Raw genomic sequence first — 25,988 nt, forward strand, 5'->3', positions numbered from 1 at the left:
CGCCCCTTTTCATTTGCCCCGCGCACCGATAGGTTTCGCTTCGCACACCCGAAAGGGGGCGAAGGGAGAGGGACGATCATGCGCATGGCAACACTCGCGGCGGCCACCGCCGCGCTGGCTCTTATGGCAGCGGCGGGGGCGGCGGCCGCCCCGCGCTATGCGGCGAGCATCACCCGCACCACCTACGGCATCCCCCATATCCAGGCAAAGGACTGGCGCGGCGTCGGCTACGGCGTCGCCTATGCCTATGCCGAGGACAATGTCTGCATGCTTGCCGAGGAATTCGCCACGGTCGCGGGCGAACGCTCGCGCTTCTGGGGCCCCGAAGGCACGGCGACGCTCGGCTTCGACACGGTCGACAACCTCTCCTCGGACGTGTTCTTCCGCGCCGTGGTGGATCTTGCGGCCCTGCGCGCAGGGATACCGAAGCAGCCCGCGCGCGTGCAGCAGCTCGTCGAAGGCTATGTCGCGGGCTACAACCGCTTCCTGAGGGACAAGGGCGATGCCGGCCTCCCCGCCGAATGCCGGGGCAAGCCCTGGGTGCGCCCGATCACGGCCGACGATTTCCTGCGGCTGAACGAGAAGCAGATCCTGCTGGCAAGTTCGCTCAACCTCGCCGCCCCCATCGCCAACGCCGCGCCCCCGGGCAAGGCGGCGCCCAAGGTGTCCCTCACCCTGCCCGATCCCAGGGAACTCGGCGTCGGCAGCAACGGCTGGGCGTTCGGCGGCGATGCGACCGCGAACGGGCGCGGCATGGTGATCGGCAACCCGCACTTCCCGTGGAAGGGCCCGAGCCGCTTCTGGCAGATGCATATCACCGGCCCCGACGGCTACAACGCGATGGGCGTCGGCATCGCCGGCACGCCGATCGTGACGCTGGGCTTCAACAAGGACGTCGCCTGGACCCACACCGTCACCGCCGCGCGGCACTTCACGCTGTTCCAGCTCGCGCTCGATCCGGCCGATCCGACCCGCTACATGATCGACGGGCAGAGCGAGGCGATGACCCCGGTGACCGTCACCGTGCCGATGCCCGATGGCGCCGCGCCGGTCACCCGCACGCTCTACACCACCCGCTTCGGCCCGGTCTTCACCGTGCCTGCGCGCGGCATCGCCTGGAGCGCGCAGACCGCTTTCGCCCTCAAGGACGCGAACCGCGGCAACCAGCGCGGGCTGGAGGCATGGCTGCGCATCGGCACGGCGAAGAACGTGGGCGAGGTGAAGACGGCGGTGAGCGAGACGCTCGGCATTCCCTGGGTCAACACCATCGCCGCCGACCGCTACGGCGACGCGCTCCATGCCGACGTCACCGCCGTCCCGAACGTATCGGCCGACAAGGCCAAGGCCTGCGCGACGCCGCTCTCGGGCCTGTTCGCCGAGCTTGCGGTGCTGCTCGACGGGAGCAAATCGGCCTGCGACTGGGACAATGCCCCCGGCACGCCCGCACCCGGCCTGATGCCCGCGAGCGACCAGGCGGCGACCACCGTGAGGAGCTGGCTCACCAACTCCAATGACAGCTACTGGATCAGCAACCCCGCCATGCCGCACCCGCGCTTGTCGCCGGTGCTGGGCGCGTGGGGCACGCCGCTGTCCTTGCGCACGCGGTCTAACTTTCTCGAGACCCCCGCAGCGCTCGGCGGGGGCAAGCTCGACCATGCACGGGCCGAAGCGCTCGCCTTCGCCAACAAGAGCCTCGCCGCCGACATGGCGGTGGAGCCGCTGCTGGCGCTGTGCGGCGGGGCTGCGGCGGGAAGCCCGGCGGCGCGCGGGTGCGCGGCGCTCACCGGGTGGGATCGCCGCTTCGAGAACGCAAGCCGCGGCGCGGCGCTGTTCCGCGCCTTCTGGAGCCGCGCGGCGCGGGTGCCGGGCCTGTGGAGCATACCCTTCGACCCCGCCGATCCGGTCAACACCCCCCGCGACCTTGCCACAGGCAAGGTGGGCGACAAGCTGCTCGCCGCGCTCGGCGAGGCGGTGGAGGAATTGGACAAGGCCGGGATCGCGCTGGGCGCCCCGTGGGGCGAGGTGCAGCGCTTCATGTCCGGCAACGCGGCGATACCGGTCCACGGCGGCCCCGGCGCGGCGGGCGTGCTCAACGTGATGGAATCGCTGCCCGCCCCCGCCGGCCTCGCCCCGCGCCACGGGACGAGCTACATCCAGGTGGTCGGCTTCGATGCGAAGGGGCCGGTGGCGGACGCGATCCTCAGCTATTCGCAGTCCACCGATCCCGCCTCGCCCCACCACGCCGACCAGACCCGCGCCTATGCCGAGAAGCGCTGGGCGCGCCTGCCCTTCACCCCGGCCGAGATCAGGGCGCAGGCGATCGGCAAGACCCGGCGCATCGCGGAGTGACCCTGCCGCAGGCGCTCGCCTTCGACGTATTCGGCACGGTGGTCGATTGGCGCACCGGCATCGCTCGGCAATCGGCCGGCTTCCTCGCCGAGGTGGGCCTCGGCGCACGCGATCCTGCCGCCTTCGCCGACGCGTGGCGCGCGCAATACCTCGCGGCGATGGCAGGGATGAGAGCATCGGGCCGCGCCTTCGTGCCGCTCGATGTGCTCCACCGCGAGATGCTCGAGACGGCCCTTCGCGATTGGGGCATCGATCCGGCTGCGTGCAAGGAGACGCTGCTCGCCGAGTGGACCCGCGCCTGGCACCGGCTCGATCCCTGGCCCGACGCGGTCGAGGGCCTGACCCGGCTCAAGGTGCGCTTTCCGATCGTCACCCTGTCGAACGGCAACGTCGCGCTGCTGATGAACATGGCCCGCCGCGCGGGCCTGCCGTGGGACGCGATCCTCGGCGCGGAGGTGAGCGGGGTCTACAAGCCCGATCCCCGCGCTTATCTCGCCACCGCCGAACTGCTGCAAATGGAGCCGGGCGCGCTGTGCCTCGTCGCCGCGCACCACAGCGATCTCGCCGCCGCGCGCGCCTCGGGGCTACTTGCCGCCCATGTCGCGCGCCCGCACGAATATGGCGGCGCCCCGGCGCCCGACGCGCATCACAGGCAGGCATGGGACTGGTCGGCGACGAGCCTCACCGACCTCGCAGACCAGCTCGGCTGCTGAGCTGAGGCCGCCGCCGGGACGAGGCGGTCATGGCGGGCTCATGCCAGCGGCAGGCGCAGGGTGGCGATGGTTCCGCCGCCGGGTGCATCGCCAAGGACGAAGCTGCCGCGCTGCTGCACGGCAAAGTCGCGCACGATGCTCAGCCCCAGACCCGCCCCGCCCGTGTCGCGGTTGCGCGAGCCTTCGCCGCGTTCGAAAGGGCGCATCAGCCGCTCGCGCTCGGCAGCCGGAATGCCCGGCCCTGCATCCTCGACCGAGATCAGCACATCGGTTCCCGCCAGCGCGGTCGTGACCGTCCCGCCGCCGGCATAGGCGATGGCGTTGCGCAGGAGGTTCTCGATCGCCCGGCGCAGGGCCGGTTCCGGCACGCGCACCTGCGCATCCGCGCCGGGCGCCAGACGGAGGCCCCGCGTTCCGGCATTCATCTCCTCGACGATCAGTGCAAGGACGGAGCGCACATCGACGAGCGCGGCAGGCGCGGCGGCATCGCGGGCGAAGTCGAGCACCTCGCCGATCATCGCCTGCATCCGCTCGACATCGTGGACCATCCGCGACCGTTGCGGTTCCGGCACGCCCTCGATGCGAAGGCGCAGGCCCGTCAGCGGGGTGCGCAGATCGTGCGCGATGGCGGTGAGCATCCGGGCGCGCTCGCTCGCCTCGTCGGCGAGGCGTTGCTGCATCGCGGCGATTGCAGCCGCGGCCTCGCGCAGTTCGCGCGGCCCCTCCTGCGGGATCGGCGCAGCAGCATTGCCGAGCGCCCCCGCCAGCGCCCGGAAGGGGCGCGTCAGCCGCCGGGCATAGAACCACGCCAGCGGCGTCAGCAGCAGCAGGCTGACGAACAGCGCGATGAGAATGCTGCGTTGCCATCCGCCCAGAAACGGCAAGGCAGGCTGCACCACCAGCCAGCGACCGTCGGCCTGCCTGAGGCTCGCCGCATAGGCCGGCAGCGGCAGATCGAGCAGCACGTGGCGAAAGGCCCCGGTCGCAGCGCCGGCTTCGACCACCTGAAGCTTCGCCGTATCGCGCTCGCGCAAGACAATTGTGCCGGGCAGCCCCTTGCCGAACATCCGCTCCGCCTCTGCCCTCGGCATGGTGCGGACACTGAGCGCGACCGATGGTGCCGCATCGAGCCGGGTCGCACGCACATCCCGGGCAGGTCTGCCGATTTCGGCGGCCAGCAGGTTTTCGATCAAGGGGATGCGTGGCCCATCGGGCGGTGCGGCGGCGATGCGCCGTTCGAAGCCGGGCGCCGGCGCGCGCAGCGCCATGATCGCCTCGGATGCAACGGTCCGCGTTGCCGGGGGCGGCGGCGCGGCGAGCACGATGACGGCCGTCGCCGCGACGCTGAGCGCTGCGACCGCGATGCCGAACCCGCCGATCGAAACCAGGGCGCTGGGCGTGCGCTTCACAGGCGCTGGACCGCCGGGAGGAACCGGTAACCGGCGCCGCGCACGGTCTCGATCAGCGGGGCCGGATCGGCATTGGCGAGCTTGCGGCGAAGCCGGCTCACGGCGATGTCGATGGCGCGGTCGTAGGGGGCGGCATCGACCCCGCGCGCCAGATCGAGCAGCACGTCGCGCGAGAGGATGCGTCCGGGCCGCCGGGCGAAAGCGGCGAGCAGCGCGTGCTCGCCCTCGGTCAGCACCAGCGCGCGGCCGGCGGGATCGCGCAGGTGCCGCTGCTCGATGTCGAACCGCCACCCGGCGAAAGTCAGCGCGTCGCCGCTGCCGCCGGACTGTGCCGCTCGCTCGGCCACCGGTCGGCGCAGCAGTGCGCGCACCCTAGCCAGCAACTCGCGCGGCTCGAAGGGCTTGGTCATGTAGTCCCACGCGCCGACCTCCAGCCCGACGATCCGGTCGGTCACCGCATCGAGCGCGCTCAGCATCAGGATCGGCGTGCCGCCGGCGCCGAGCCGTCGGCACAGCGACAGCCCGTCCTCGCCCGGCATCATCACGTCGAGCACGATGAGATCCGCAGGCGCTGCCGCCAGGGCACGGTCGCACGCCGCGGCGTTCTCGGCTGCCTGCACGGCAAAGCCATGCATCCCCAGGAAATCGGCGATCGCATCGCGGATGCTCGCATCGTCATCGACCACGAGGATGGTCGGCAGGGAATCGGTCCGGGAAGTCATGGCAGCAGCAGATAGCCGGGCTTTGTAGCATTACCGTATCACGGTCCGATACAAGCGCGCCATCCGGTCGATACGCAAGGCTGCTTGTGTCCCCGCCAGGTTTGCGAACTTGGAGGAACCCGGTGACAGGAAAGTGGTTTGGCCTTGCTGCAGGGCTATTGGCGAGCACAGCGCCCGGCGCGCTGGCGGCGCAATCGGCCGAGGAGACCGACGCGCCGCCCGCGGCGCGCGAGGCACGCGATGCACAGGCCGGCGCAGCGCCGGCCGCGCCGCCCAAGCGCGTCATCTACGGCGCCGATGGCAAGCCGCTGCCGCCCGAACTCGCCCGGCAGGTCGAGGAGCGGCTGAAGGATCAGTTGCCCCCCGCTGGTAGCCCCGGCGCCAGCGGCGCGCAGCCATCGGTCCGGGTGCAGACCATCGACGGCAAGCCGCTGCCGCCCGAGCTTGCCCGCAAACTGCTCGAACAATATGGCGACGCGCTCCCCCCCGAGGCGCGCCAGGCTGCGCTCGAGGCGGCCGGCGCGGCGCCTGCGGCCGACGGGGCGCCCGCCGGCGGCGGGGCGGAGGCGGCAAAGGATGCGCCGCCCAGGTCCGACGGCATCGTCGTTTCCGGCGAGCGCCCGCGCGGGTCGGTGAACAGCGACATCCCGCCCGAACGCAGCTTCAGCCAGCTCGATATCCGCGCGTTCGGGGCGGAGAACATCGGCGCGCTCTTGGACACCATCGCCCCCCAGACCGCCAGCAACCGCGGCCGGGGTGACGCCCCGCCGGTGACGCTGCTCAACGGGCGGCGCGTGTCCGATTTTTCCGAGATCGCGCGCATCCCCTCCGAAGCGATCGAGCGGATGGAGATTTTCCCGGAGGAACTGGCGCTGCAATATGGCTACCGTGCGGACCAGAAGGTGGTGAACATCGTCACCTTCCCCCGCTATCGGGCCCGCGTCGGTCAGGCCGGCCTGCTCCTCCCGAGCGAAGGTGGGCGCGAGACCGGCAGCGCCAATGCCGATTACCTCAGGATCGCGGGCGACACGCGCATCGCGCTGGGGGCGACCTATTCGCGCGCCGACCGCCTGCTCGAAAGCGAGCGCGATGTCGAGCAGTTCGCGGGCGCGCCCGAGCTGGGCAGGGTGCGGACCCTGCTGCCCGACAACGAGCGCTTCGGCGTCAACGGCGTTCTGAGCGGCCATGTGTTCAAGGATGTCGCGGCAACCCTCAACGGCCGTGTCGACGTCAGCCGCAACGACAGCCTGCTCGGCCTTGCCGGGGACCGCATCCTGCGGCGCGACAGCGATCAGACCCTGGTCCATGTCGGCACCACCTTCGGCGGACGGTGGGGGCGCTGGCAGTGGACGGCGCTCGGCAATTTCGACCGGACCGAGGGCGAGGTGCTGACCGATGCCGCACGTGCGCTGTCCCCGCGCGACGCGGCGCTATCGACCGACACGGTGTTCAATGCCGACCTCCTCGCGTCCGGGCCGCTCGCCACGCTGCCGGCGGGACCGCTGTCGGCGAGCGTGCGGGTCGGAGGCGAATTCCGCGATTTCACGGGCCGGGCGAGCTTCGGCGGCACCACCACGCTGGCCGATCTGTCCCGCGACCGTGGGGGCGTGCAGGCAGACGTCTCCATCCCGCTCGCCAGCAGCACCGCGGAAAAGGCGTCGCCCATCGGGAACCTGACGGTGAATGCCAATGTCGCTTACGACCGGCTGTCGGATGCGGGGACGCTGTGGACCTATGGCTACGGCCTCAACTGGGCGCCGTCCAAGGCCATCGGCCTTGTCGCCTCGTTCACCCGCGAAGAGGGCGCGCCGAGCCTTGAACAGCTGGGTGGTCCGGTGGTGGTCACGCCCAACCTGCGCACCTTCGACTTCGTCCGCCGCGAGGTGGTCGACCTGACCCGCATCACCGGCGGCAACCCCGGCCTTGTCAACGACGATCGCCGACTGCTCCGCCTCGGCGTGACGCTGCGGCCGCTCGCCAGGACCGACTTCAGCATCAGCGCCGATTACGTGCGCAGCCGCACCGACAACGCGATCGCGCCGTTCCCGATCGTCACCTCGCAGATCGCGGCCGCTTTCCCCGAGCGGTTCACCCGCGATGCTGCGGGCCGCTTGCAGCAGATCGACGCGCGCGCGGTCAACTTTGCCGAGGCGCGCCAGCAGGAGCTGCGCTGGGGCGTCAATTTCACCCGGCCGCTCGGCAAGGTGCCCGAATATCTGCGCGACGCGCGGGTCAAGGTCGTGACCAGCGAAGCCGAGGTGAAGCGGCTGTTCCCCAATGCCGCGCTGATCCGCCCAGAGCCCGGCAGCGCGACCGCGCAGGGTGCGGCTAACCTCACCAGCCGCGTTTACGTGAGCCTCTACCACAACTGGGTTCTGGAGGACGACATCGCCTTGCGCCGCGGCGGGCCGCGGCTCGATCTGCTGGATGGCGGCGCGGTCGATTTCCTCGGCGGCCGGCGGCGGCACGAAGTCGACTTCCAGGCCGGGGCCTTCAAGGGCGGCTGGGGCGCGCGGCTATCGGCCAACTGGCGCAGCGCGACCGCCGTGCGCGATCCGGCGCAGCCGGCCAGCGACCTGCGGTTTGACGATTATGCGATCGTCAGTCTCAACCTGTTCGCCAACCTTTCCGAAGCCATCGGGGGAAAACAGCCGCCGCAATGGCTGAGAGGCGCGCGCGTGTCGCTGGGGGTCACAAACCTGTTCAACACCCGGCCCAAGGTGCGCGGCGCGGCCGGCGCGGTGCCGCTGAGCTACCAGCCGGCCTATCTCGACCCGCTGGGCCGCATCTTCAGCTTCAGCCTGCGCAAGATGTTCTGACCGCCCGCGCCCGCCGGCGATCGCGCTCTTCCCCACCCGTTCTCGTTAAAGGAAACACCATGCACACGTTCATCAGGGCAGCTGCCGCCCTTGCCATCGTGCTGTCCGCCCCCGCTCCTGCCGCACCGCCGCAAGCGGACAAGGTCCGCGCGTTTCTCGGCGAGCAGGGCTTCACCGCCTTCAAGCTCACCAAACTGCCGACCGGCCATGAAACGATCACCGTCACCGTCAACGGCCAGTCCGGCACCTTCGTGCTCGATTCCGGCGCCGGCCGGACCGTGGTGCGGCACGACCGGCTGGCGAAGTTCGGCCTCGCACCGGCGACCGGCACGCAGGAAGGCGCGGGCGCGGGCGGCGGCATCGCGATCACGAGCCATCCGATCACCAGCTTCGCTCTCGATGGCCGGGCCGTCCCGCTTCCGGCCGTCTACGCAACCAATCTCGACAGCGTCGCCACGCGCCTCAAGGCGGCCACGGGCGTCGAGATCGACGGGGTCGTGGGGCAGGACGTGCTCAGCGGCTACGCGGCCATCATCAACATCGGATCGAGCGAACTCTACCTCAAGCTTCCCGCAAACCGAGACCAACCCCAAGGAACAAGCAAATGATCAAACGCCCACTCGCCATCCTTATGGCCATCGGCATCGCGGCCTCTGCCGCATTGGGGCACAGCGTCGCCGCAGCATCGGCCAGCGCGCCGACGCTCGGAGACTGGCTTGCCCGCGACAGTGCTTTGAGGGCAAGCAGCGCCGGCGCCCCGCAAGGCGACAGGCTCAAGGCCTTGCATCAGGACATCGTCCGGGCGCTGGTGGCTGCCCAGGCGGCCGATGAAGCCGATCGCGCGGCAGGCCGTGCGCCCGCGTCGTGCAAGCCGAAGACGGGCTCCAGCCAGCTGACGGCCGACGACATCGGCAAGTGGCTGCGCACCAGGCCGCCCGCCGAGCACCGGCTGCCGCTCGCCGACATCATGAAGACATTCCTGCGCGAACGTCTGCAGTGCCAATGAGGTGATCCATCCGCTGGCGCGGCCGGCAATCGGGCGCGCCGGCGCGGTTGCGGCCAGCCGCCGGACGAAGCGACGTGCCTCGAGAGGGTCGGATGTGCCCAACGCAATGCTCATAGGACGACTACATTTGCAGACGGCAGGCTTTCTTCGCCGAAAATGATACCGGGCTCCGCGGCGCAGGAGATAGCCGTGCTGGCCGATGTCAGCGGACCCCCGGGCCGAATGCGTTCGGCAAGTGAGAAGCCGCGTGAGAAGCTATGGGTGAAGGCGAGCGCATTACCGCCTACTGAATGGCGGTCTTCTGCGGGTTTTTCAGGATTATGGAGCGGGTGAAGGGAAGCCAACCGTCGACACAATGTCCTGATAGATAGTATTAATTTTTGTACCACGGCTTTCAATGGCCCCCAGGTGAGCCCCTGTATGAGCCGGATGCCTGTGGAAAACGTGGGACAATGTGGGTCAGATTTGAACTCACGGCCTTCCAATCAGGTTCGAATGATTGAAGATCTGAAAATGTATAATTATTTCAGTGATATATTGATCAGTTCATCTGATCCGATTGGTCAGTCAGATTTGATTGAGAAGATGCCGAGCGCACATTGCGACATTTTCTATATTAATTTCATAGCAACACCATGGCGCCCGGTCGCGTAGGGTGTGCTCACTGTTCCCAACTGCGGGTCCGGTTTCGATGCCTCTGACGCTTTCAGCTAGGAGCTCAAAGACATTTGCCCAGAACGGAGCCTCCGGCAGGCTGGGTTGCAAAACCTGGATCGGGTTCTGGCGGCTTAACGGCACACAATTTGTCAGCCATTGGCCGCCTGCCGAATGGATCGCTTGCGGGGTGCGCGCCACAGCAGCCCGATCAGCCAGACGAGAACGGCGGTTCCCGCCCCAGACTTGGTCGTTCCCGGTGCCGGAGTTGATTGTCTGGATTAGCCAGAAACCGCCATTCCGGCTTTAGGATCGCGCTCATGGCTGGAAGTGGGTGGGGAGCGGAATGGCCCCTCATTTAGGCATTGGCACATGTGTAACTGGGGGTCTGAAGTTCAAGGCGGTACCCAGCATCGTGCCGGTGATTACGAAATGCACTGGCATCCCCGGCTCAGCATGTCCCTACTGGTCGCGGTGCGCAGTGACCGCTTGTGAGAGCTGCGGCAGGGGCAGTTAGCGCTCGACCTGCGGCCCGGCATCCAGCAGCGCTTGCGCTGCCAGGCTGACACGAACAAGCGCGCTATGGGCGGCGAGTAGAACGGCAAGGCGTGAGCGCAGGGATCATCCTCTCAAAGAGAACCGCACTCTGTTCTATCGAAGTCCGTCGCTTGCCGGCCGCGTTGTCAGGCACCGGCCTGCCGCGATCCGGCCAGGAACGGTGAGCGCAGGGGCTGCGGAGAGGTCCACTTCCAGAATGCGAGCGCGCCGAACGCCAGTGCCAGCACGGCGAGGTTCGCCAGCGCTCCGGCGTAATCGGCCAATGTCCCGCCCATCTGGTTGAGCCCCACCATCACTTCCAGCCCCGGTGTGGTGGGGAACAGGCGAGCCAACCACACTAGCGGCTGTGGGGTTGCGGCCGCAGGCCAGGTCAGGCCCGACAGGAAGAACAGCGGCAGCGAGATGCCGAGGCCCAGCTGCAGAGGCCGCTCGCGGGTGCGGAACAAGCTGGCCAGCAGCAGCACCAGCGCAGCAGTGGCGGCGACGAACAGGCTTGCCCCTGCCAGCACCTGCCACAGGGGCGCAGCGCCGCGCGGATAGTCCTGCCACCAGAACACGAAGCCTGCAAACCAGCACACCTGCGCCATGGCAATCGTGCTGGCGGCCAGCCCCAGCCCGGCGAACTGCGCCGGTGTCACACTGAGCGGCGCGCCGAGCCTTTCCCTCGCAGTCCCCGCCAGCAGCGCAAGGCCAAGCAGCAGCGACTGGTGCACGATGATGAAGGCGACCCCGGGAAACACCGCCGCGCCATAGCCTTCGCGGGTGTTGAACAGCGGGCGAGTGACGAGGTTCAGAGCAGGCGGCGCGGCCGGGCCAGCGGCGCGGGCCTGATCGAAGGCCGCCTCGCGCGCGGTGCTGGCGAGCGCCGCCCCGATTCCGGTGAGGGCACTCGAGGAGCGCAGCAGATGCGCCCCGCTCCCCACCAGCATCACCTCGCCGCTGCGCCCCTCAGCGATGGCGCGGGCATAGCCTTCGGGGATGATCACGGCAGCACTTGCCTTGTCCGCCGCCAGCCAGCTCTCCGCCTCGCGCGCCGAGGTGAGGCTTGCCACCAGTTGCACCTGACTGACGGAGGCGGTGCGGCGCACCAGATCGCGGCTTGCCCCGCTGCGATCGAGATCGACCACCACCACCGGCGCATCGACCACCAGCTCGCCCGAATAGGCGCTGGGATAGAGCACAGCGTAGAGGATCGGCGCGCCGAACAGCAGTAGGGCCGCCGCGCGATCAGCGAAGATTGCAGCGAACACCGCGCGGAAAGCCGCCCACATCAGCGCCTCCCCCAATCTTGCGGACGCTCAGCCGCGCGCAAATAGAGCCACATGCCGGGCACCGCCGTGACGACCGCGATGAGGCCAAGCGGCATCAGCGGCGCTGCGGCGGCTGCCGCAGGCGCACCGGTGATCCAGTCCATCGCCAGCAACCGCGCGAAGTGGGTAAAGGGCAGCACCTCCGCCCATACCCGCGCAAATCCGCTTGCCTGATCGACCGGAAAGATGGCGCCTGCAAAGGCAAAGGACGCGCCGGCATAAAGCCCGGTCAGCGACAGACTCTGGCTCATGCAGCGGGTGAGGCCGAGCAGTAGCAGCGAGACCCCCGCATAGGCGGCGAACATGGCGAAATAGCCCGCCATCAGCAACAGTGGCCCGCCTGCCATCGCCCAGCCGCGAAAGCCTGCCAGATAGGCCGTCATCATCGCTCCCCATGCCATGAAGGCCAGCACATAAAGCGCGGCTTTGCCTGCCAGCGCTGCGCGATCGGGCTGCCACGCGGCAACCGTCGCATCGCGCAATTCGCGCCCGAAAGCGCTCACCACCGCCAGCATGAACAGGATATGCAACAGCGCCGGATGCAGTAGGCTCACCAATTGCTGTTCCTGACTGGCGGGCGCGTTAAAGGCGATCACCGATGTCACCTTGACCGGCGCTGGCCTCACGCTGCCCGGCGGCGAGACTGCGGCGATCTGCTCGACCGCCTCGCGCGCATTGGCCGCGGCGATGATCGCGGCCATGTCGCGCTGGATGGTCGAGGAGGCCGCCGAATGCGCTGCGTTGACGTAGAGCGTGATCTGGCCCTGCCCCGCAAAGGCGCGCCGGGTTGCCTCGGGCGGGACCAGCACGATCGCCTCGACCGCGCCGGCGCGGGCAAGGGCTTCGGCCTCGCCCATGTCGGTGACGGTGGAGGCGAGCCGCAGCCCCGGTGCGCCCTCGATGCGGATCGCGATGTCGCGCGACAGGGCGCTGCGCTCGGCATCGACCAGCGCCACCGGCAGATCGCGCACCACCCCGGCGGACAATTGCCACGCAATCAACCCGCACAGGACCAAGGGTAGCCAGGTCAGCAGCGCCAGATCCCACGGGTTGCGCGCCAGGAACGCAGCCTCGCGCCGGAAACTCTTCCCGAGGCGCCGCGCGAAGCTCATTGCGGCCAGTCGAACAGGACCGACATGCCAGGTCGCAGGCCCTTGATCGGCTTGACCGGTGCGAGGCGCACTTCGAAGCCCTTGATGTCGAACCCGCTCGATTGGCGGGTTGCGCGCCACGTGGCGTAATCGCCCGCAGGCGCCATGAAAGTAACGCGGAAACGCGCGCTGGCACCCTTGAGCGCCGGAATGGTGCCGGTGACTTCGCTGCCCGGCGCAATCCCGGCCAGCTGATTTTCGCGCAGGGTCAGCGTGACCCAAGTGCGCTGTATCTCGGTCACGTACATGATAGGAAATCCCGCGCCGACGAGTTCGCCCGGCTGTGCCAGCCTGCGGCCGACTTCGCCCCTGGCGGGCGCGAACACCGTCGTTTCAGCCAGCGCGGCAGCGACTTCGGCGGCGGCACCGCGTGCCTGACTGGCCTGTGCTTCGGCAGCGCGCCTGTCTTCGCGGCGGGCCCCTTCGCGCGCCGTGTCATATTGTGCACGCGCCGCGCGGGCTGCTTGATCGGCTGCGATCAAGTTGGTGCGCGCCTCGTCGCGCTTTTGGCCCGGCACCACGCCCTCTTCAGCCAGCCGGTTGATCCGCTCGAAGGTCACGCGCGCCAGATCGGCCGCAGCCGCCGCGCGCAGCCATTGCGCTTCAGCGGCGGCGATCTCGGTGGCCCGGGAGCCCGCCTCGGCTTTGCTGGCCTGCGCTTCGGCTGCGTCGACCACGGCGCTGACCTGCGCCTCTTTGGCGCGCGCTTCGGGGCTGTCGATGGTGGCGAGCAATTGCCCTGCTTCGACCATCTGCCCTTCCTCGACATGGATCTGCGCGAGTCTGCCGGTGACCTTGCTGGCGACCCGCAATTCGCGCGCATCGACCAGCCCCTGCACCTGATCGGGCGCAGGCCGCCAAGCGAGCCACAGGCCCAGCGCCAAGACCCCAACGACGGCCAGAGCCAGAGCCAACGTGACGGAAAACTTGCGGCCCGCTTGCGCCGATGAGTCGTTCATTGGCCGCCTCCAGCTGCCACGAGATAATCAGGCAACCGCTCCATCTGGCCGCTCGATTCCATCAGACTGATCAGGGCATCGACATATTCATAGGCCGCCAGCGCCTGCTCGACCCGCGCGCTGGCAGCGACGAGCTCGGCGTCGGTGACATCACGGCTGGTGCCCTGCAATTCGCGGAAGGACAGTCGCGCGACCCGCAGCGATTCGTCCGCAGCTGCAATGCTGCGGGCATAGAGTGCGTGCCGCCTTCGCGCGGTTTCCGCCCGGCTGTGCGCGATCCTCACGCCCGCTTCGATCTGGTTGCGCGCCTCGCGCGCCCCTGCGCTCGCCTGCGCCTCTGTCTCACGCGCGGCGGACAGCTGGCTGCGGCGACCCAGTCCGCTGGCAAGCTTGAACTTGATCCCCACACCCATGATGAAATCGGGGTCGGTCAGCAGCGTGTTCTGACGATCGAGATTGTATTGCGCGAGCGCATAGACGTTCGGGCGCAGCTGCGCGGCTTCCGACTTTACGCCTGCGCCTGCCAGCGTGACGCTCGCATCCAGGCGCCTGATCGCGGGATGGTTGGCGAGGGCCGAATCGACAAATGCCTCGACCGGCGGCAGCGCAGCCTCGCGCACGGCCAGCGGTGTTGCCAGCTTTGTCGGTGCCTCCAGACGCAACAGACTCATGACGGCAATCTCGGCGGCAGCGAGATCGCCATCAGCCTTTTCAAATTCGCGCTTTGCCTGCTCAAGGGCGGCCTCAGCCTGCAACCGCTGAGCGCGGGCGATCTGCTGCTCTCGTTCAAGCGCGCGGGCATCGGCGACCAGCTGCTCCATCCGCACTACAACATCGCGACGCACGTCGCGCGCCTCGGCTGCGAGTTGCCGCGCGAAATAGGCGCGCGCGACCTGTGCCAGCCCCTTGGCAGTCGTCTCGGTCCGGGCAGCTTCCTCGATGGCGAGTTTGCTCGCCGCACCAGTGCGAGCCGCGTCCATCTGGCCGCCGGCATAGATCGGCATGGTCGCGGTGATGATCGGGCGACGCACCAGTTCGCGGATGCGGAATTGCAGCGGGTCAACCAGTCCGAAAGCCGCACCGACATCCGCGAGCGGGCCGAGCGGGAGGAACAGCGTCTTCTGGAAGTCGAGCAGCTGGGCTTCGATTTCGACTTCGGGCCGCCCGATGGTGCGGGTCGCCTTGTAGCGCAAGGCCGCAGCGCGCACGGCGGCATCGGCGGCCTCAATCTCGTCGGATTGCTCGAGATAGCGCTGCTGTGCCTCGTCGTATGTCAGCATGCCGGGGCTGTCGGCCAGAGCGGCAGAGCTCGCTGTGCCGACAATCACCCACAACGCCAATCGCCACCACCCTGCCATTGCATACCCCTGAGCATTCTTAATGCCGGCTTGCCAAATCACCGCTGCAAATCTGCTTGCCGAGAGCCGTTGCGCAAGGCGAAGGCAGGCTTGTCGCGCCACCATGTCCTGCGACGCCTGGCCCCTTTGGTCATATCAGATTTCCTTTGCAGGTCGACACTGCGAAAGGGCCCGGGCCGAGGCGCGATCCGGGTACAGATGGCGGCCGAAGCACAGGCACCATGCCTGACCGTCAGGGCGCCTGACCCAGAGCCAGTCATTCCTGCTTGCCAAATGGAGCGGCTGGGTCTGCAAGATGCCGGCATTCCCGAAAGTCTGCAGTCGGCCCCTTCACCCGGTCTGCTTTCAGTCATTCCCGGTGAAAGACAGTCGCGCCCAGACCCCGCGATCAGCCGGTCCCCGGCAGGCCCAGAATTCGCGCTCGGCCGGATTGCAGACCACCACGGCATTGGTGGTCGCGCCCGATTGGTCCTCGGCAAACCGGTTGATGCTGAGCCATCCGTCCCCGCGATCCGCGAACAACGCCTTGAGACTTGCGAGCGTGTGCTGGCCAGAGGCCGCCAGCAAGGCCTCGGCCCGCGCCATGCGCGCGTGCGTGCTCGGCGAAAGGTCGGTTTCGCGGGCGATGTTGGCGGGGAAGAGACAGTGGTTGGCACGGGCCAGCGGGCCGCTGTCGGTTGATCGCAGGAATGCGGATTGCGGCGTTCGCTCCCACTCCACCGCGCCATGGCTGCCGCCGATCCAATAGGAATGGGCGCCGGCCACGGGCGCGTGCTCCACGATCGCGCTGGCCGCCGCCAGCGTCGGCTGCGCCAGTGCGCGGTGCAGCACCGACAGGTAGGGCACGCCCACCTGCGCGCCGCGGGTCTTGAGATTGGTGGTGCCGACCGCGACCCCGTGGGCGTTCATGCCCATCAGGGTCTGACACCCGGCGCAGGTCACTGTCCACGTTTCCGGGCCGTCATCAGGCAGGCGGTGGAGCGCGATGACATAGTCGACATCCGGCCCGTTGAGGTCCCAGGTCTGGCCCTGCAGCGCGGTGCCCGTGGCGGTGATGGCAGGCGGCAGCAGCGCAGCGGTGCACCCTTCATCTTCCACCACCAGCGGATCGCCCGGTAGAACAATAATGTCGCGCACGTCGGTCATGTTGGCGGTGGTGAACAGCACCACGGGATCGATCCCCGCTCCCTCGGCAATCCCGCAATGCTCGGCATGGCCGGCCGGATCGAAGGCGCGCGCCGCTTCGAGGCAGGCTGCGCCCGACGCAAACAGGGGCTCGGTGCCGGTGTGCCCGCGCTCGTCAAGATAGGTCTCCACCGCAGCGATCCGGTCAGCCACGAAGGCGCCGATGAGGTCGCGGAAATGCTGGCCATACTGGCGCCCCATCGCCTCGGGAGTGCCGCGCACGGTGAATTGCGGCAGGTCGAGCATCGGCGGTGGTGATACCGGCGCGGTCAAAGGGCGTGCGCCGCCAAATCGAACCCCGGATCGCCCGGCAGCAACAGCGAACTGCCCGAACCGGGCCCCGGACCCTGCACTGTGCCCTTGGGACCGGACAGGCGATAATCCTTCACCGATTGGGTCATTATCGCCAGCGTGTCACGCAGCATGGCCTCGTCCACGCCGCGGGTGATGAACACCATGCGGGTGCGGCGGTCGTCGGACGGCCAGGCGTCCAGCATCACTGGCGGGTGGAAGATCTGCTGGACACCGTGCAGCACCATCGGCTTGTCGAGATCGGCGATGTTGACGATCCCCTTGACCCGCAGCACGTCCGGCCCCTTGAGCATCATCAGGGTGTGCAGCCAGAAATCGAACGCCTCGGCATCGAGCGGTTCGTCGAAGGTCAGGCACACGGCATGAATCCGGTCATCATGACGGTTGATGTCGTGGTGGTCATGGTCATGGTCATGGTCATGATGGTGGTGGTGATCGTGACCTTGCGCATAGGCCTCGGCATTGAGCCAGCGCTGCACGTCGTGAGACTTGGTCTCGGGGTTCCACAGCCCGACATCAAGCAGCCGCGCAGGCTCCACCACGCCGCCCAGCGTGCGGATGATCGGGGCGGCGGGATTGAGCGCGCGCAGCCGGGCCTCGATCGCCGCGATGTCCTCGGCGCTGGCGAGATCGGTCTTGGTCAGCAGCAACCGGTCCGCGACCGCCGCCTGCTTGCGCGATTCCTCCTGGGTATCGAGCGTCGCCATCCCGTTGACGGCATCGACCGCCGTCACCACTCCATCGATGCGATAGAGCGTCACCAGCCGCTCGTCGGTCATCAGCGTGTGGAGGATCGGGGCGGGGTCAGCAAGGCCCGTGGTCTCGATCACCACCCGGTCAAACCAGCACATCCCGCCCCGGGCAAAGCGCCAGGGTGCATCGCGCAAGGTGCGCACCAGATCGCCCCTGATCGTGCAGCACAGGCACCCGCTCGACATTTCGACCACCACATCCTCCTGGCTCACGCTCATGAGATCATGGTCGATCCCAACCGCGCCGAATTCGTTGATGATCACCAGCGTCTTGGCCAGCGCCGGATCGCGCACGAGGTGGTTGAGGATCGTGGTCTTGCCCGCGCCGAGAAAGCCGGTGAGCAAAGTGACGGGGATTTGCGATTGATGTGCGAAAAGGGCGCTCATGCGGGGGCCTTTCAGGCGCTGACCGGTACAGCTGACCGGGGCGCGCTGCGGGGATGATCGGGGCTGAGATAGTCGTGCCGACTTTATGTTATACTATATCATTATTCCGCAGCGAGCCAAGCCCTGATCAGCCCGAATTTCAGGACGGCGTGCGTGCCTCGGGCATCGCTGTCAGGCGGCCCTCGACATGGCGGGCAAAGGCTTCCACCGCACCGGTCATCCGCGCCGAGGTGAGCAGGCAGATCGCCGCTTCGGGCACTGCCGGCCAACTCGCGTCCACCACCGCCAGATCGGGCGGCAGACGGCGCTCCGGCAAGATGCTCCACCCCAGCCCTGCGCGCACCGCCGCAATCTGCCCGGTCTCGCTGGGCGAGGCATAGACGACATCGGGGATGTGCCCGGCTTGTGCCAGCGCCTCAAGCGCCCTTGCACGATAGACGCAAGGGGCAGGAGCGAGCACCAGCGGCACGGTCTGACCATGCGTGATCGCTTGCGCCCGGGGCGGGCCGACCCAGCACAGCGCCTCGCGCCGCAGCAGCCGCGCGCCTGCCATGATCCGTTCGGGGTCCTGCTTGATGAGGATGAGATCGAAGGCCCCTTCCTCGAACTGCTGGGTCAGATGCAGCGTCAGATCGCAGCGCACATGCAGCCGCACGCGCGGATGCGCGGCGGCGAAATCAGCAAGGATTGCGGGCAAGTCGGCACTGGCGATGTCCTCCGGGCAGCCGAGGCGCACGTCGCCAGCGACATCCTCCTCCTCGCGAAAGCGCGCCGCGAGCGCGGCGGCGGCATCGACCACCGCCTGCGCATGGGGAACCAACCGCTCGCCCGCGGCGGTCAGCACGACCTGCCGCGTGGTCCGTTCGAACAGGGTCACGCCGAGCATCGTCTCCAGCCGCCGCACCTGCGCCGAGATCGCCGACTGGCTGCGGTGAACGCGCGCGGCGGTGCGGGTGAAGCTGCCGGTTTCGGCCAGATCGAGAAAGGTCTCAAGCAGCGGCACATCGAGCGGGAGCATGGGCCAAAGAGTGCGGGGATGAGCTGTAACAATCAAGCCGATTAATCATCGACATTGATAAATCGGTGCAGTTTTTTGCGTTTCCCCGGCAAAACTGACCGCGTCTATATGCGTCCCTGCTTGGAAACGGTTCCAGGCATCCTTCCAACCCTGCCTGCCCGCCTGCCCGCCTGCCCCTGATCACCGCACACCGCGCCGCCTGACGGGCCCTCGCCCGTCAGCACGCACGCCTGCGCGCCGGGGCATGTCCGGGCACCCTGATACAAAGGATGTGCACTATGACCGCTCTTGCCCGCACCCGCCCGCTGATCGCCGCGCTGGCTCTGCCGCTGATCGCGCTGGCGAGCCCCTCGCTGGCCAAGCCCGCCAAGTCTGCCGCGCCCGTTGCCGCCGCGCCCGCACAGCCCTGCATCAGCGAACGCGAAGTGGTCGATGCGCAGAAGGCCTGGGGCGAGGGCATCGTCGCGATCGGCAAGACCTACCGCGAGGGCGGGGACTACACTGCCGCTGCGGCCGCCCACATCAACCGCTTCTATGGCTATGACCTCAGCCTGGTGCTGTTCAAGCCGACCCTCGCCTCGGTCGACCAGTTCCGCACCTCGTTCGATTCGGCCCTGTCCTATTTCGTCGGCGGCAACCCCTCCTTCCCAGAGGACAAGGGCTTCGCGATCAAGCCGTGGACCAAGGTGCGCTGGAAGAACTACGGGATCGTCAACAACAGCTGCAACATGGCCGTCGCCATGGGCAACTACTGGTTCACCCCGGCCGATGGCGGCGCGGATACGAAGGTTGAATACAGCTTCGCCTATGTGCGCGGGGAGCAGGGTGACCTCAAGATCGTCGTTCACCATTCGTCGGTGCCGTTCAACCCGAACTGAGCCGCGCGGCCAATCAACCATGGGGGCACTTCCATGATCTTCACTTCTTGTATCGGGGGGCTGCACCATGGCTGTTGACGCCCTGTTCCAGCCGGTTGTGCTGTTCTTCCTGCTCGGCTCGCTGGCGGCCTTCGCCCGGTCCGACCTTGCCGTGCCCGAGGCCGTGGCCAAGACCATCGCGCTCTATCTGATGATGTCGATCGGCCTGCGCGGCGGGGGGGAGGTGGCGCATAGCGGCCTCACCGGCGCCATGCTGATTGCCGGGGGCTGCGGGCTGGCTTTGAGCTTCCTGCTGCCGCTACCCGCCTTCTGGGCGCTGCGCACCCTGGGCCGGCTCGACCGCACCAATGCCGCTGCCGTTGCGGCGCATTACGGATCGGTCAGCGTCGTCACCTTCGCCGCCGGGTCCGAAGTGCTGCGCGCCATCGGCATGGCGCCGGCGGGCTTCATGGTCGCGGTGTTGGCGCTGATGGAAACCCCGGCGGTGCTCACCGGTCTGCTGCTCGCCAAGCGGGGGCAGGGTGATGCCCTCGCCGCGCGCGGGGGGCTGCTTCACGAGACTTTCTTCAACGGATCGGTGGTGCTGCTGGTCGGCAGTTTCATCATCGGCGTGATCGCGGGTGAGAAGGGCTTTGCCCCGATCGCTCCGGTCTTCGACACGCTGTTCAAGGGGATGCTGTGCATTTTCCTGCTCGACATGGGGCTCGTCGCAGCACGGCGGCTGATGGATCGGCGCGCCCTTTCGCTGCGCACCGCTGCACTGGCCATCGCCCTGCCTGTCGCCAACGGGACGCTCGGCGCATCGCTCGGCGTTGTCGCCGGGCTCGATGCAGGATCGGCGGCGGCGCTTGCCATTCTGGCGGGCAGCGCAAGCTATATCGCGGTGCCCGCAGTGATGCGCCTTGCCTTGCCCGAGGCCAATCCGGGGCTCTATCTGGGCATGAGCCTGGCCGTCACCTTCCCCTTCAACCTGACCATCGGCATCCCCTATTACGCCTGGGTTGCCAGCCAATTGCACGGGATGATCTGACATGACCGAAACCATCATCCGCCGCCGCGTCGAAGTGCTGGCCGACGAGCCGCTGATCCCCGCGATCGAGCGGATCGCCGCCAGCGCAGGGATTGAGCACTACACCCTGCTGCCGACCCTAGGCGGCATGGGCCACTCAGGGCGCTGGCGCGACGACCAGATCTCCGGGGCGACCGCCAAGGTGATGTTCATGGCTGTGACCAGCGAGGAGGGGACAGACCGGCTGACCGACCTGCTCAGTCCGCTGCTCGCCACCCATCACCTGATCCTGCTGGTCAGCAATGTTGAAGTGATCCGCCCGCAACGCTTTGACTGACCGACATGAAGACCTGAGCGCCGCGGGCCGTCACGCCATGGCGCTCAGGGCTGCGGCACAGCCGGGTTGCCCGCATCGTACTTCTTGAACCAGGCGAGGATCGCCGCCGCCTTGGCCGCGCTTTGCGATGGCCGCGCGGCGATCCCGCCGTGGCTGGCGCCCGGCACCTTTACCAGCGCGGTCGGCACGCCGCGCAGCCGCAGCGCGGTGTAAAATTGCTCCGCCTCGCTCACCGGGGTGCGGTAATCCTCGGAACCCACCACCACCAGCGTCGGCGTGGTGACATTGCCGACCAGCGAGAGCGGGGATTGCTTCCAGTAGAGATCCGGGTTCTCCCAGGGCTGCGCACCCAGCCAATAGCGCCCGAAGAAGGCCGGATTGTCCGCGGTCAGGACCTGCGTCGTCCAGTTGATTACCGGCTTCTGCGTCACCGCCGCCTTGAACCGGCCCGTCTTGCCGACGATCCAGCTGGTCAGCACCCCGCCGCCCGATCCGCCCGTGACGAACAGCGCGTCAGGGTCAGCCACGCCTTCGGCAATCGCGGCATCGACGATGCTGATGAGATCGTCATAGTCATTGCCGGGATAGGCCTTGTCGATGCGGTTGGCGAAATCCTCGCCATAGGAGGTCGAGCCGCGCGGATTGGCCGAGAGGACGGCATAGCCGGCTGCGGCGAACAGCTGATTGTCGCTGGCGAAGTGCGGGCCATAGGCGGCGAAGGGCCCGCCGTGGATTTCGAGGATGAGCGGCACGCGCTGACCCGGGGTGTAGCCGGGCGGCAAGGTCAGCCAGCCTTCGATCGGCAGGCCGTCATGGCTCGATCTGGCGGTGATCTTGCGCACCGCGCCCATCGTCTTGACTGCCTTCAGCGCAGCGTTGAGATCGGTCAGCGCACGGGACTTGCCGCCACCCGCCGCCAGCATCAACTCTGCCGGAAAGGTCGGCGCGCCGCCGGTGAAGGCCAGCGCATCCGTCGCCGCGACCGAAAAGCTGCCCCCGGTATAGGGCCGATCGAACCCGCCGCCCGTCAGCCCCTGAACAACATCGCGGATCGTGCCGTCGAGCCCGATCCGCGCCACCCGCGTCTCGCCGCTGATGTCGTATTGGGCATAGATGCCCTTGCCATCGGCATCCCACGCGATCCCCGCCGGGCTGAAGCCCCAGTCCGCCGTCAGATTGCGTAAAGCACTGCCATCGGGGGCCATCACGTAGAGATCATCGTCCTCGTAAGCCCGCCCGGCATCGTCGAAGCCGAGGAACGCGATCAGCGTGCCATCGGGCGAGACCGCCGGGCTGTGATCGGGGCCGTTGCGGCTGGTCAGCGCGCGCATCTGCCCGCTGGCGATATCGAGCGCGTGGATCTCGCCATCGACGGGATCGCTCTGCCAGTCAGGCTTGCGATTGGCGCCGAAAAACAGCGTCTTGCCGTCCTTCGAAAAGGCGAGCTCGCCGCCGTCGTGATACTCGCCAAAGGTCAGCTGCCGCGCTGCGCCGCCGGTGGCGGGGATCATGAACAGCTTTTCGAACCCCGGCTTCAAATAGCCCGCCCCGTCGGCGCGGTAGGCGAGCAGGTCATAGACCTCCAGCGGCTCGGCCCACTGGGCGCCTTCTGGCTTGCCATCGGGGGCCTTGCCGAGCTTCAGCCCCTCGCCCTCGACCAGCATGGAATAGGCGATCTGCGTGCCATCGGGCGACCAGGTGATGCCGGAGGGACTATTGGGCAGGCCCGTCAGCCGCACCGTCTCGCCGCCCTTCACCCACTTGACCCACAGCTGCGCGCCCCCGGCTGCGGTCGCAACATAGGCCAGCCGCGTGCCATCGGGTGACCAGCGCGGGGCAAAGGCATCGCCCTCGCCGCTGGTGCCAGCCAAGGGGAGCTGTTCGCCGGTGCGGGTGTCGACCAACCAGATGGAACGGCGGGCGCGGTCGGTCATGATGTCATTGCTCACCCGGACATAGGCGATGGCCGTGCCATCCGGGCTGATCTGCGGGTCGCTTGCCATCGACAGATCGAACAGATCCTTCGTGGTGAAGCGGGCCTCGGGTCCGGCGGTGGGGGCGCCAGCCTCCTGCGCCAGCGCCCCATGCGCCCAGCCCGCCATCAGCGCGGCTGCTGCCAGAAGTCCTGCCCTCATTGACTTTTCCCTTTCATCCCGGCTTGCCTTGCCATCCTGTGCGGTATCAGCGCGAGGCCGCGGCGTAACGCACCGAGACCTTGCCCCAATCAACCACCTGCCACCACCCGTCGAGATAGTCGCCGCGGCGGTTCTGCCACTTGAGGTAATAGGCGTGCTCCCACACGTCATTGCCCAGAAGCGGCACACCCTTGACTTCGGCTGCGTCCATCAGCGGGTTGTCCTGATTGGGGGTCGAGGTGATCGCGAGCTTGCCGTCCGCGCCCACGATCAGCCACACCCAGCCCGATCCGAACCGCGCTGTGCCGGCCGCCTTGAACGCTGCCTTGAACTTGTCCATTCCCCCGAACTGCGCGTCGATGGCAGCCGCGAGCTGGGGCGAGATCGCGCCCGGCTGCCCTACCGGCGCCATGGTTTGCCAGAAGAAGGTGTGGTTCCAGTGCCCGCCAGCATTGTTGCGGATCGCCGCCGGGAGCGTGCCCGCGCGCGCCACCAGCTGTTCGAGCGGCACCCCTGCGAGCGCCGGATCGGCTGCAACCGCCTTGTTGAGGTTGTCGACATAGGCCTGATGATGCTTGCCGTGGTGGATCCGCATCGTCTCGGCATCGATCACCGGCTCGAGCGCCTCGGGAGCATAGGGCAAGGGCGCGAGCGTGAAGGCGGCGGGCGCAGGCGCAGCAGTCTGCGCCTCGGCGGCGGGTGCCAGCCACAGCGGAGCCATTGCCGCTGCCAGCGCTGCACAGGTCAGCAGCACAGATCGCACTTGGGTCATCGGATCATTCCTTCCTTCGGCACATTATCTCAGCCCGCGATTTGCAAGCAGCGCGTCCGCATTGGGGAGACGGCCGCGAAACGCGATATAACTTTCAGCAGGATCGCGCGTATTTCCCTTTGCCAGCACCTCGCGCCGCAGCTTTGCCGCCAGCGCCGGATCGAACAGATTGCCGGTCTCCTTGAAGGCCTCGAACCCGTCGGCATCCATCGCCTCGGCCCAGCTGTAGGCGTAATAGCCCGCCGAATAGCCGCCATCGAAGATGTGGCTGAAATGCGCGAGGCGGTGGCGCATCCCCACCGCCCCCGGCACGCCCAACGCGGCAAGGCGCTGCTTCTCCCACAGGGTCGCATCGAAGCCTTCGGGCACGGCTGTCATCCGGTGCAGTTCCATGTCGAGGATCGCCGAGGAGATCTGCTGCACCGTCAGGAAACCCTGATTGAAAGTGCGCGATTCGAGGAGGGCGGCCAGCATCGGTTCGGGGATCGGCTCGCCCGCGGCATTCTTGGCATGGGCGCGCAGGATCGAAGGCTCGCTGATCCAGTGCTCGTGGATCTGCGAGGGCAGTTCGACAAAGTCGCGCGTGACCGACGTGCCCGACAGGCTGGGATAGCGCACCTGGCTGAACAGCCCGTGCAGCGCATGGCCGAATTCGTGGAACAGCGTGGTCGCATCATCAAGGCTGATCTCGGCCCGCTCGCCCGGCGCAGGCGGGGTGAAGTTGCAATTGTTCACCACCACCGCCTTGTAGCCCAAGAGTTCGCTCTGATCGCGCAAGCTGTTCATCCACGCGCCGGGCCGCTTCGTCGGGCGCGCGAACCAATCGGCAAAGAACAGGCCGACCACGGTGCCATCGGCCTCGCGGATCTCCCAGGCCTTCACCCCTTCGGCATAGACAGGCAGATCGGGGCGGGCCACGAACTGGATGCCATAGAGTCGCCCGGTGGTCTCCATCAGCGCGGCCACCATCCCATCGAGCGGGAAGTATTGCTTCAGCTCGGCCTCATCGAGATTGTAGCGCCGGGCGCGTTCCTTCTCGGCATAGTAGCGCCAGTCCCACGCTTCGATCGTGGTGATGCCGTCGGCCGCTGCCAGCTTTTCGAGTGCAGCCTGCTCTTCCCTCGCGCGTTCGAGCGAAGGGCGATAGATCTGCATCAGCAGGTCCATCGCCGCATCCGGGGTCTTGGCCATGCTGTCTTCAAGCACGAAATCGGCATGGGTCTTGGCGCCCATCAGCCCGGCACGCTCGATCCTGAGTTCCAGCATCCTGCGGATGATCGCAGCGGTGTTGTTGTCATTGGCATTGGCCCCGCGATTGTCGAAGGCCTTGAACACCTTCTCGCGCGCGGCGCGGTTGGTGGCGGTGGTGAGGAACGGCTCGACCGCCGAGCGGGTCGCGGTGATGAGATAACCCTGCTGGCCAGCGGCCTCGGCAGCCTTGGCGGCGGCGGCTTTGGCGCTGGCGGGAATGCCGGCCATCTCGGCCTCGGTCAGGATCACGCTGCTCGCCTTCTGGTCAGCCAGCAGCTTTTGCCCGAAGGCAACGCCCAGTCTGGACATCTCGGCATTGATTTCGGCCACCCGCGCGCGCTGTTCGGGGCCAAGCGCTGCGCCCGCGCGCACGAAGCGGCGGTGGGTTTCTTCGAGCAGGCGGGTCTGTTCGGGGGTGAGGCCAAGGCTCGCGCGCTGGCGATGGACCGCATCGACCCGCGCAAACAGCGCCGGATCGAGCATTATGGCGTTGCTGAAATCGGTCAGCATTGCCGAGATCGGCTCTTCCGCAGCCTGGATCTCCGGCGTCGCATCCGCGCCCGCGACATTGAAGAAGGCTGCGGAAATCGCCTGATAGCGCAGTCCCGCCCGCTCCAGCGCCTCGATCGTGTTGGCAAAGGTCGGGGCGCTGCGCACCCGGGTGATCGCCGCAATCTCGGCGCGCGCCTCAGCCAGCGCCTCGGTCAGGGCTGGCTCGTAATCGGCCGGCTGGATAGTGCCATAGGGCGGAACGCCCTGCGGATCGGTGATCCAGTTGCCCAGCAAGGGGTTGGCACGCGCCGGGGCGCTGGCGGTGGTCTGGGCATGCGCGGTCATGGTGGGCACAGCTAGCGCGAGGGTGCTGGCCGCGGCAAGGATCAGGTGACGCATGAGGATGTTTCCTTGTTTGGATGAGTGAGGCGAAGTGGGTGAGCTCGCAGGGC

At 67.8% G+C, this 25,988-nt stretch carries 20 protein-coding genes and 1 pseudogene; 8 read left to right on the forward strand and 13 right to left on the reverse strand.

What is annotated here, in order from left to right; all coding sequences use genetic code 11:
• Positions 1–84: 84 nt before the first annotated feature.
• Positions 85–2,349, forward strand: coding sequence for a penicillin acylase family protein (locus OPU67_RS08170; RefSeq protein WP_267619044.1), 2,265 nt, complete (start codon positions 85–87; stop codon positions 2,347–2,349).
• Entirely contained in the window at positions 2,346–3,062 is a 717-nt protein-coding gene (locus OPU67_RS08175) for a haloacid dehalogenase type II (RefSeq protein WP_267619045.1), read from the forward strand. The genes OPU67_RS08170 and OPU67_RS08175 overlap by 4 nt, the downstream gene beginning before the upstream one ends.
• A gap of 38 nt (positions 3,063–3,100) precedes the next feature.
• Here the strand turns inward: OPU67_RS08175 and OPU67_RS08180 are convergent, their stop codons facing one another.
• Positions 3,101–4,471 (reverse strand): sensor histidine kinase, encoded by a 1,371-nt coding sequence (locus OPU67_RS08180; protein WP_267619046.1) that lies wholly within the window; start codon positions 4,469–4,471, stop codon positions 3,101–3,103.
• The gene (locus OPU67_RS08185) at positions 4,468–5,193 is read right to left on the reverse strand and encodes a response regulator (protein ID WP_267619047.1); all 726 of its coding nucleotides are present in this window, start codon (positions 5,191–5,193) and stop codon (positions 4,468–4,470) included. Before OPU67_RS08185 ends, OPU67_RS08180 begins: the two co-directional genes overlap by 4 nt.
• Before the next feature lie 158 nt (positions 5,194–5,351).
• Between OPU67_RS08185 and OPU67_RS08190 the strand changes: the two genes are divergently transcribed.
• From OPU67_RS08190 to OPU67_RS08200, 3 genes are read left to right on the forward strand one after another with little or no spacing between them, the layout of a single operon-like run.
• The gene (locus OPU67_RS08190) at positions 5,352–8,012 is read left to right on the forward strand and encodes a TonB-dependent receptor domain-containing protein (protein WP_267619048.1); all 2,661 of its coding nucleotides are present in this window, start codon (positions 5,352–5,354) and stop codon (positions 8,010–8,012) included.
• Between the two features lie 59 nt (positions 8,013–8,071).
• The gene (locus tag OPU67_RS08195) at positions 8,072–8,620 is read left to right on the forward strand and encodes an aspartyl protease family protein (RefSeq protein WP_267619049.1); all 549 of its coding nucleotides are present in this window, start codon (positions 8,072–8,074) and stop codon (positions 8,618–8,620) included.
• The gene (locus tag OPU67_RS08200; RefSeq protein ID WP_267619050.1) at positions 8,617–9,018 is read left to right on the forward strand and encodes a hypothetical protein; all 402 of its coding nucleotides are present in this window, start codon (positions 8,617–8,619) and stop codon (positions 9,016–9,018) included. Before OPU67_RS08195 ends, OPU67_RS08200 begins: the two co-directional genes overlap by 4 nt.
• 57 nt (positions 9,019–9,075) lie before the next feature.
• Here the strand turns inward: OPU67_RS08200 and OPU67_RS16375 are convergent.
• The 8 genes and pseudogenes from OPU67_RS16375 to OPU67_RS08235 form a co-directional block, all read right to left on the reverse strand.
• Positions 9,076–9,219: pseudogene (locus OPU67_RS16375) on the reverse strand (DUF6538 domain-containing protein); the annotation flags it as partial.
• Between the two features lie 1,136 nt (positions 9,220–10,355).
• Positions 10,356–11,501, reverse strand: coding sequence for an ABC transporter permease (locus tag OPU67_RS08205; protein WP_267619051.1), 1,146 nt, complete (start codon positions 11,499–11,501; stop codon positions 10,356–10,358).
• On the reverse strand, positions 11,501–12,652 hold the full coding sequence (locus OPU67_RS08210; protein WP_267619052.1) for an ABC transporter permease: 1,152 nt from the start codon (positions 12,650–12,652) through the stop codon (positions 11,501–11,503). Before OPU67_RS08210 ends, OPU67_RS08205 begins: the two co-directional genes overlap by 1 nt.
• On the reverse strand, positions 12,649–13,650 hold the full coding sequence (locus OPU67_RS08215; RefSeq protein ID WP_267619053.1) for an HlyD family secretion protein: 1,002 nt from the start codon (positions 13,648–13,650) through the stop codon (positions 12,649–12,651). Before OPU67_RS08215 ends, OPU67_RS08210 begins: the two co-directional genes overlap by 4 nt.
• Positions 13,647–14,930 carry a TolC family protein gene (locus OPU67_RS08220; protein WP_267619054.1) on the reverse strand — a complete coding sequence of 428 codons (1,284 nt, stop codon included), beginning with the start codon at positions 14,928–14,930 and terminating at the stop codon, positions 13,647–13,649. Before OPU67_RS08220 ends, OPU67_RS08215 begins: the two co-directional genes overlap by 4 nt.
• A gap of 423 nt (positions 14,931–15,353) precedes the next feature.
• Positions 15,354–16,439: a C45 family autoproteolytic acyltransferase/hydolase gene (locus OPU67_RS08225; protein ID WP_267619055.1), complete on the reverse strand. Its 1,086-nt coding sequence runs from the start codon at positions 16,437–16,439 to the stop codon at positions 15,354–15,356.
• 23 nt (positions 16,440–16,462) lie between these two features.
• On the reverse strand, positions 16,463–17,644 hold the full coding sequence (locus OPU67_RS08230; protein ID WP_267619056.1) for a CobW family GTP-binding protein: 1,182 nt from the start codon (positions 17,642–17,644) through the stop codon (positions 16,463–16,465).
• A 139-nt stretch (positions 17,645–17,783) separates the two neighbouring features.
• Complete coding sequence (locus OPU67_RS08235; protein ID WP_267619057.1) at positions 17,784–18,662, reverse strand: LysR family transcriptional regulator; 879 nt, start codon at positions 18,660–18,662, stop codon at positions 17,784–17,786.
• A gap of 278 nt (positions 18,663–18,940) precedes the next feature.
• Between OPU67_RS08235 and OPU67_RS08240 the strand changes: the two genes are divergently transcribed.
• The 3 genes from OPU67_RS08240 (at position 18,941) to OPU67_RS08250 (ending at position 20,886) form a co-directional block, all read left to right on the forward strand.
• Positions 18,941–19,540, forward strand: a complete 600-nt coding sequence (locus OPU67_RS08240) for a phosphoribosyl-AMP cyclohydrolase (protein WP_267619058.1) — start codon at positions 18,941–18,943, stop codon at positions 19,538–19,540.
• A gap of 67 nt (positions 19,541–19,607) precedes the next feature.
• A complete protein-coding gene (locus OPU67_RS08245; RefSeq protein WP_267619059.1) occupies positions 19,608–20,570 on the forward strand; it encodes a sodium-dependent bicarbonate transport family permease in 963 nt (320 codons plus the stop codon).
• 1 nt (position 20,571) lies between these two features.
• Positions 20,572–20,886: a P-II family nitrogen regulator gene (locus OPU67_RS08250; RefSeq protein ID WP_267619060.1), complete on the forward strand. Its 315-nt coding sequence runs from the start codon at positions 20,572–20,574 to the stop codon at positions 20,884–20,886.
• A 44-nt stretch (positions 20,887–20,930) separates the two neighbouring features.
• Here the strand turns inward: OPU67_RS08250 and OPU67_RS08255 are convergent, their stop codons facing one another.
• The 3 genes from OPU67_RS08255 to OPU67_RS08265 form a co-directional block, all read right to left on the reverse strand.
• Complete coding sequence (locus tag OPU67_RS08255; RefSeq protein ID WP_267619061.1) at positions 20,931–23,021, reverse strand: alpha/beta hydrolase family protein; 2,091 nt, start codon at positions 23,019–23,021, stop codon at positions 20,931–20,933.
• Between the two features lie 46 nt (positions 23,022–23,067).
• Positions 23,068–23,742 carry a superoxide dismutase gene (locus OPU67_RS08260; RefSeq protein ID WP_267619070.1) on the reverse strand — a complete coding sequence of 225 codons (675 nt, stop codon included), beginning with the start codon at positions 23,740–23,742 and terminating at the stop codon, positions 23,068–23,070.
• Positions 23,743–23,817: 75 nt separating this feature from the next.
• The gene (locus tag OPU67_RS08265) at positions 23,818–25,935 is read right to left on the reverse strand and encodes a M3 family metallopeptidase (RefSeq protein ID WP_267619062.1); all 2,118 of its coding nucleotides are present in this window, start codon (positions 25,933–25,935) and stop codon (positions 23,818–23,820) included.
• Positions 25,936–25,988: the final 53 nt, after the last annotated feature.

The sequence above is a fragment of the Erythrobacter sp. WG genome (assembly GCF_026586795.1).
Classification (GTDB): domain Bacteria; phylum Pseudomonadota; class Alphaproteobacteria; order Sphingomonadales; family Sphingomonadaceae; genus Erythrobacter.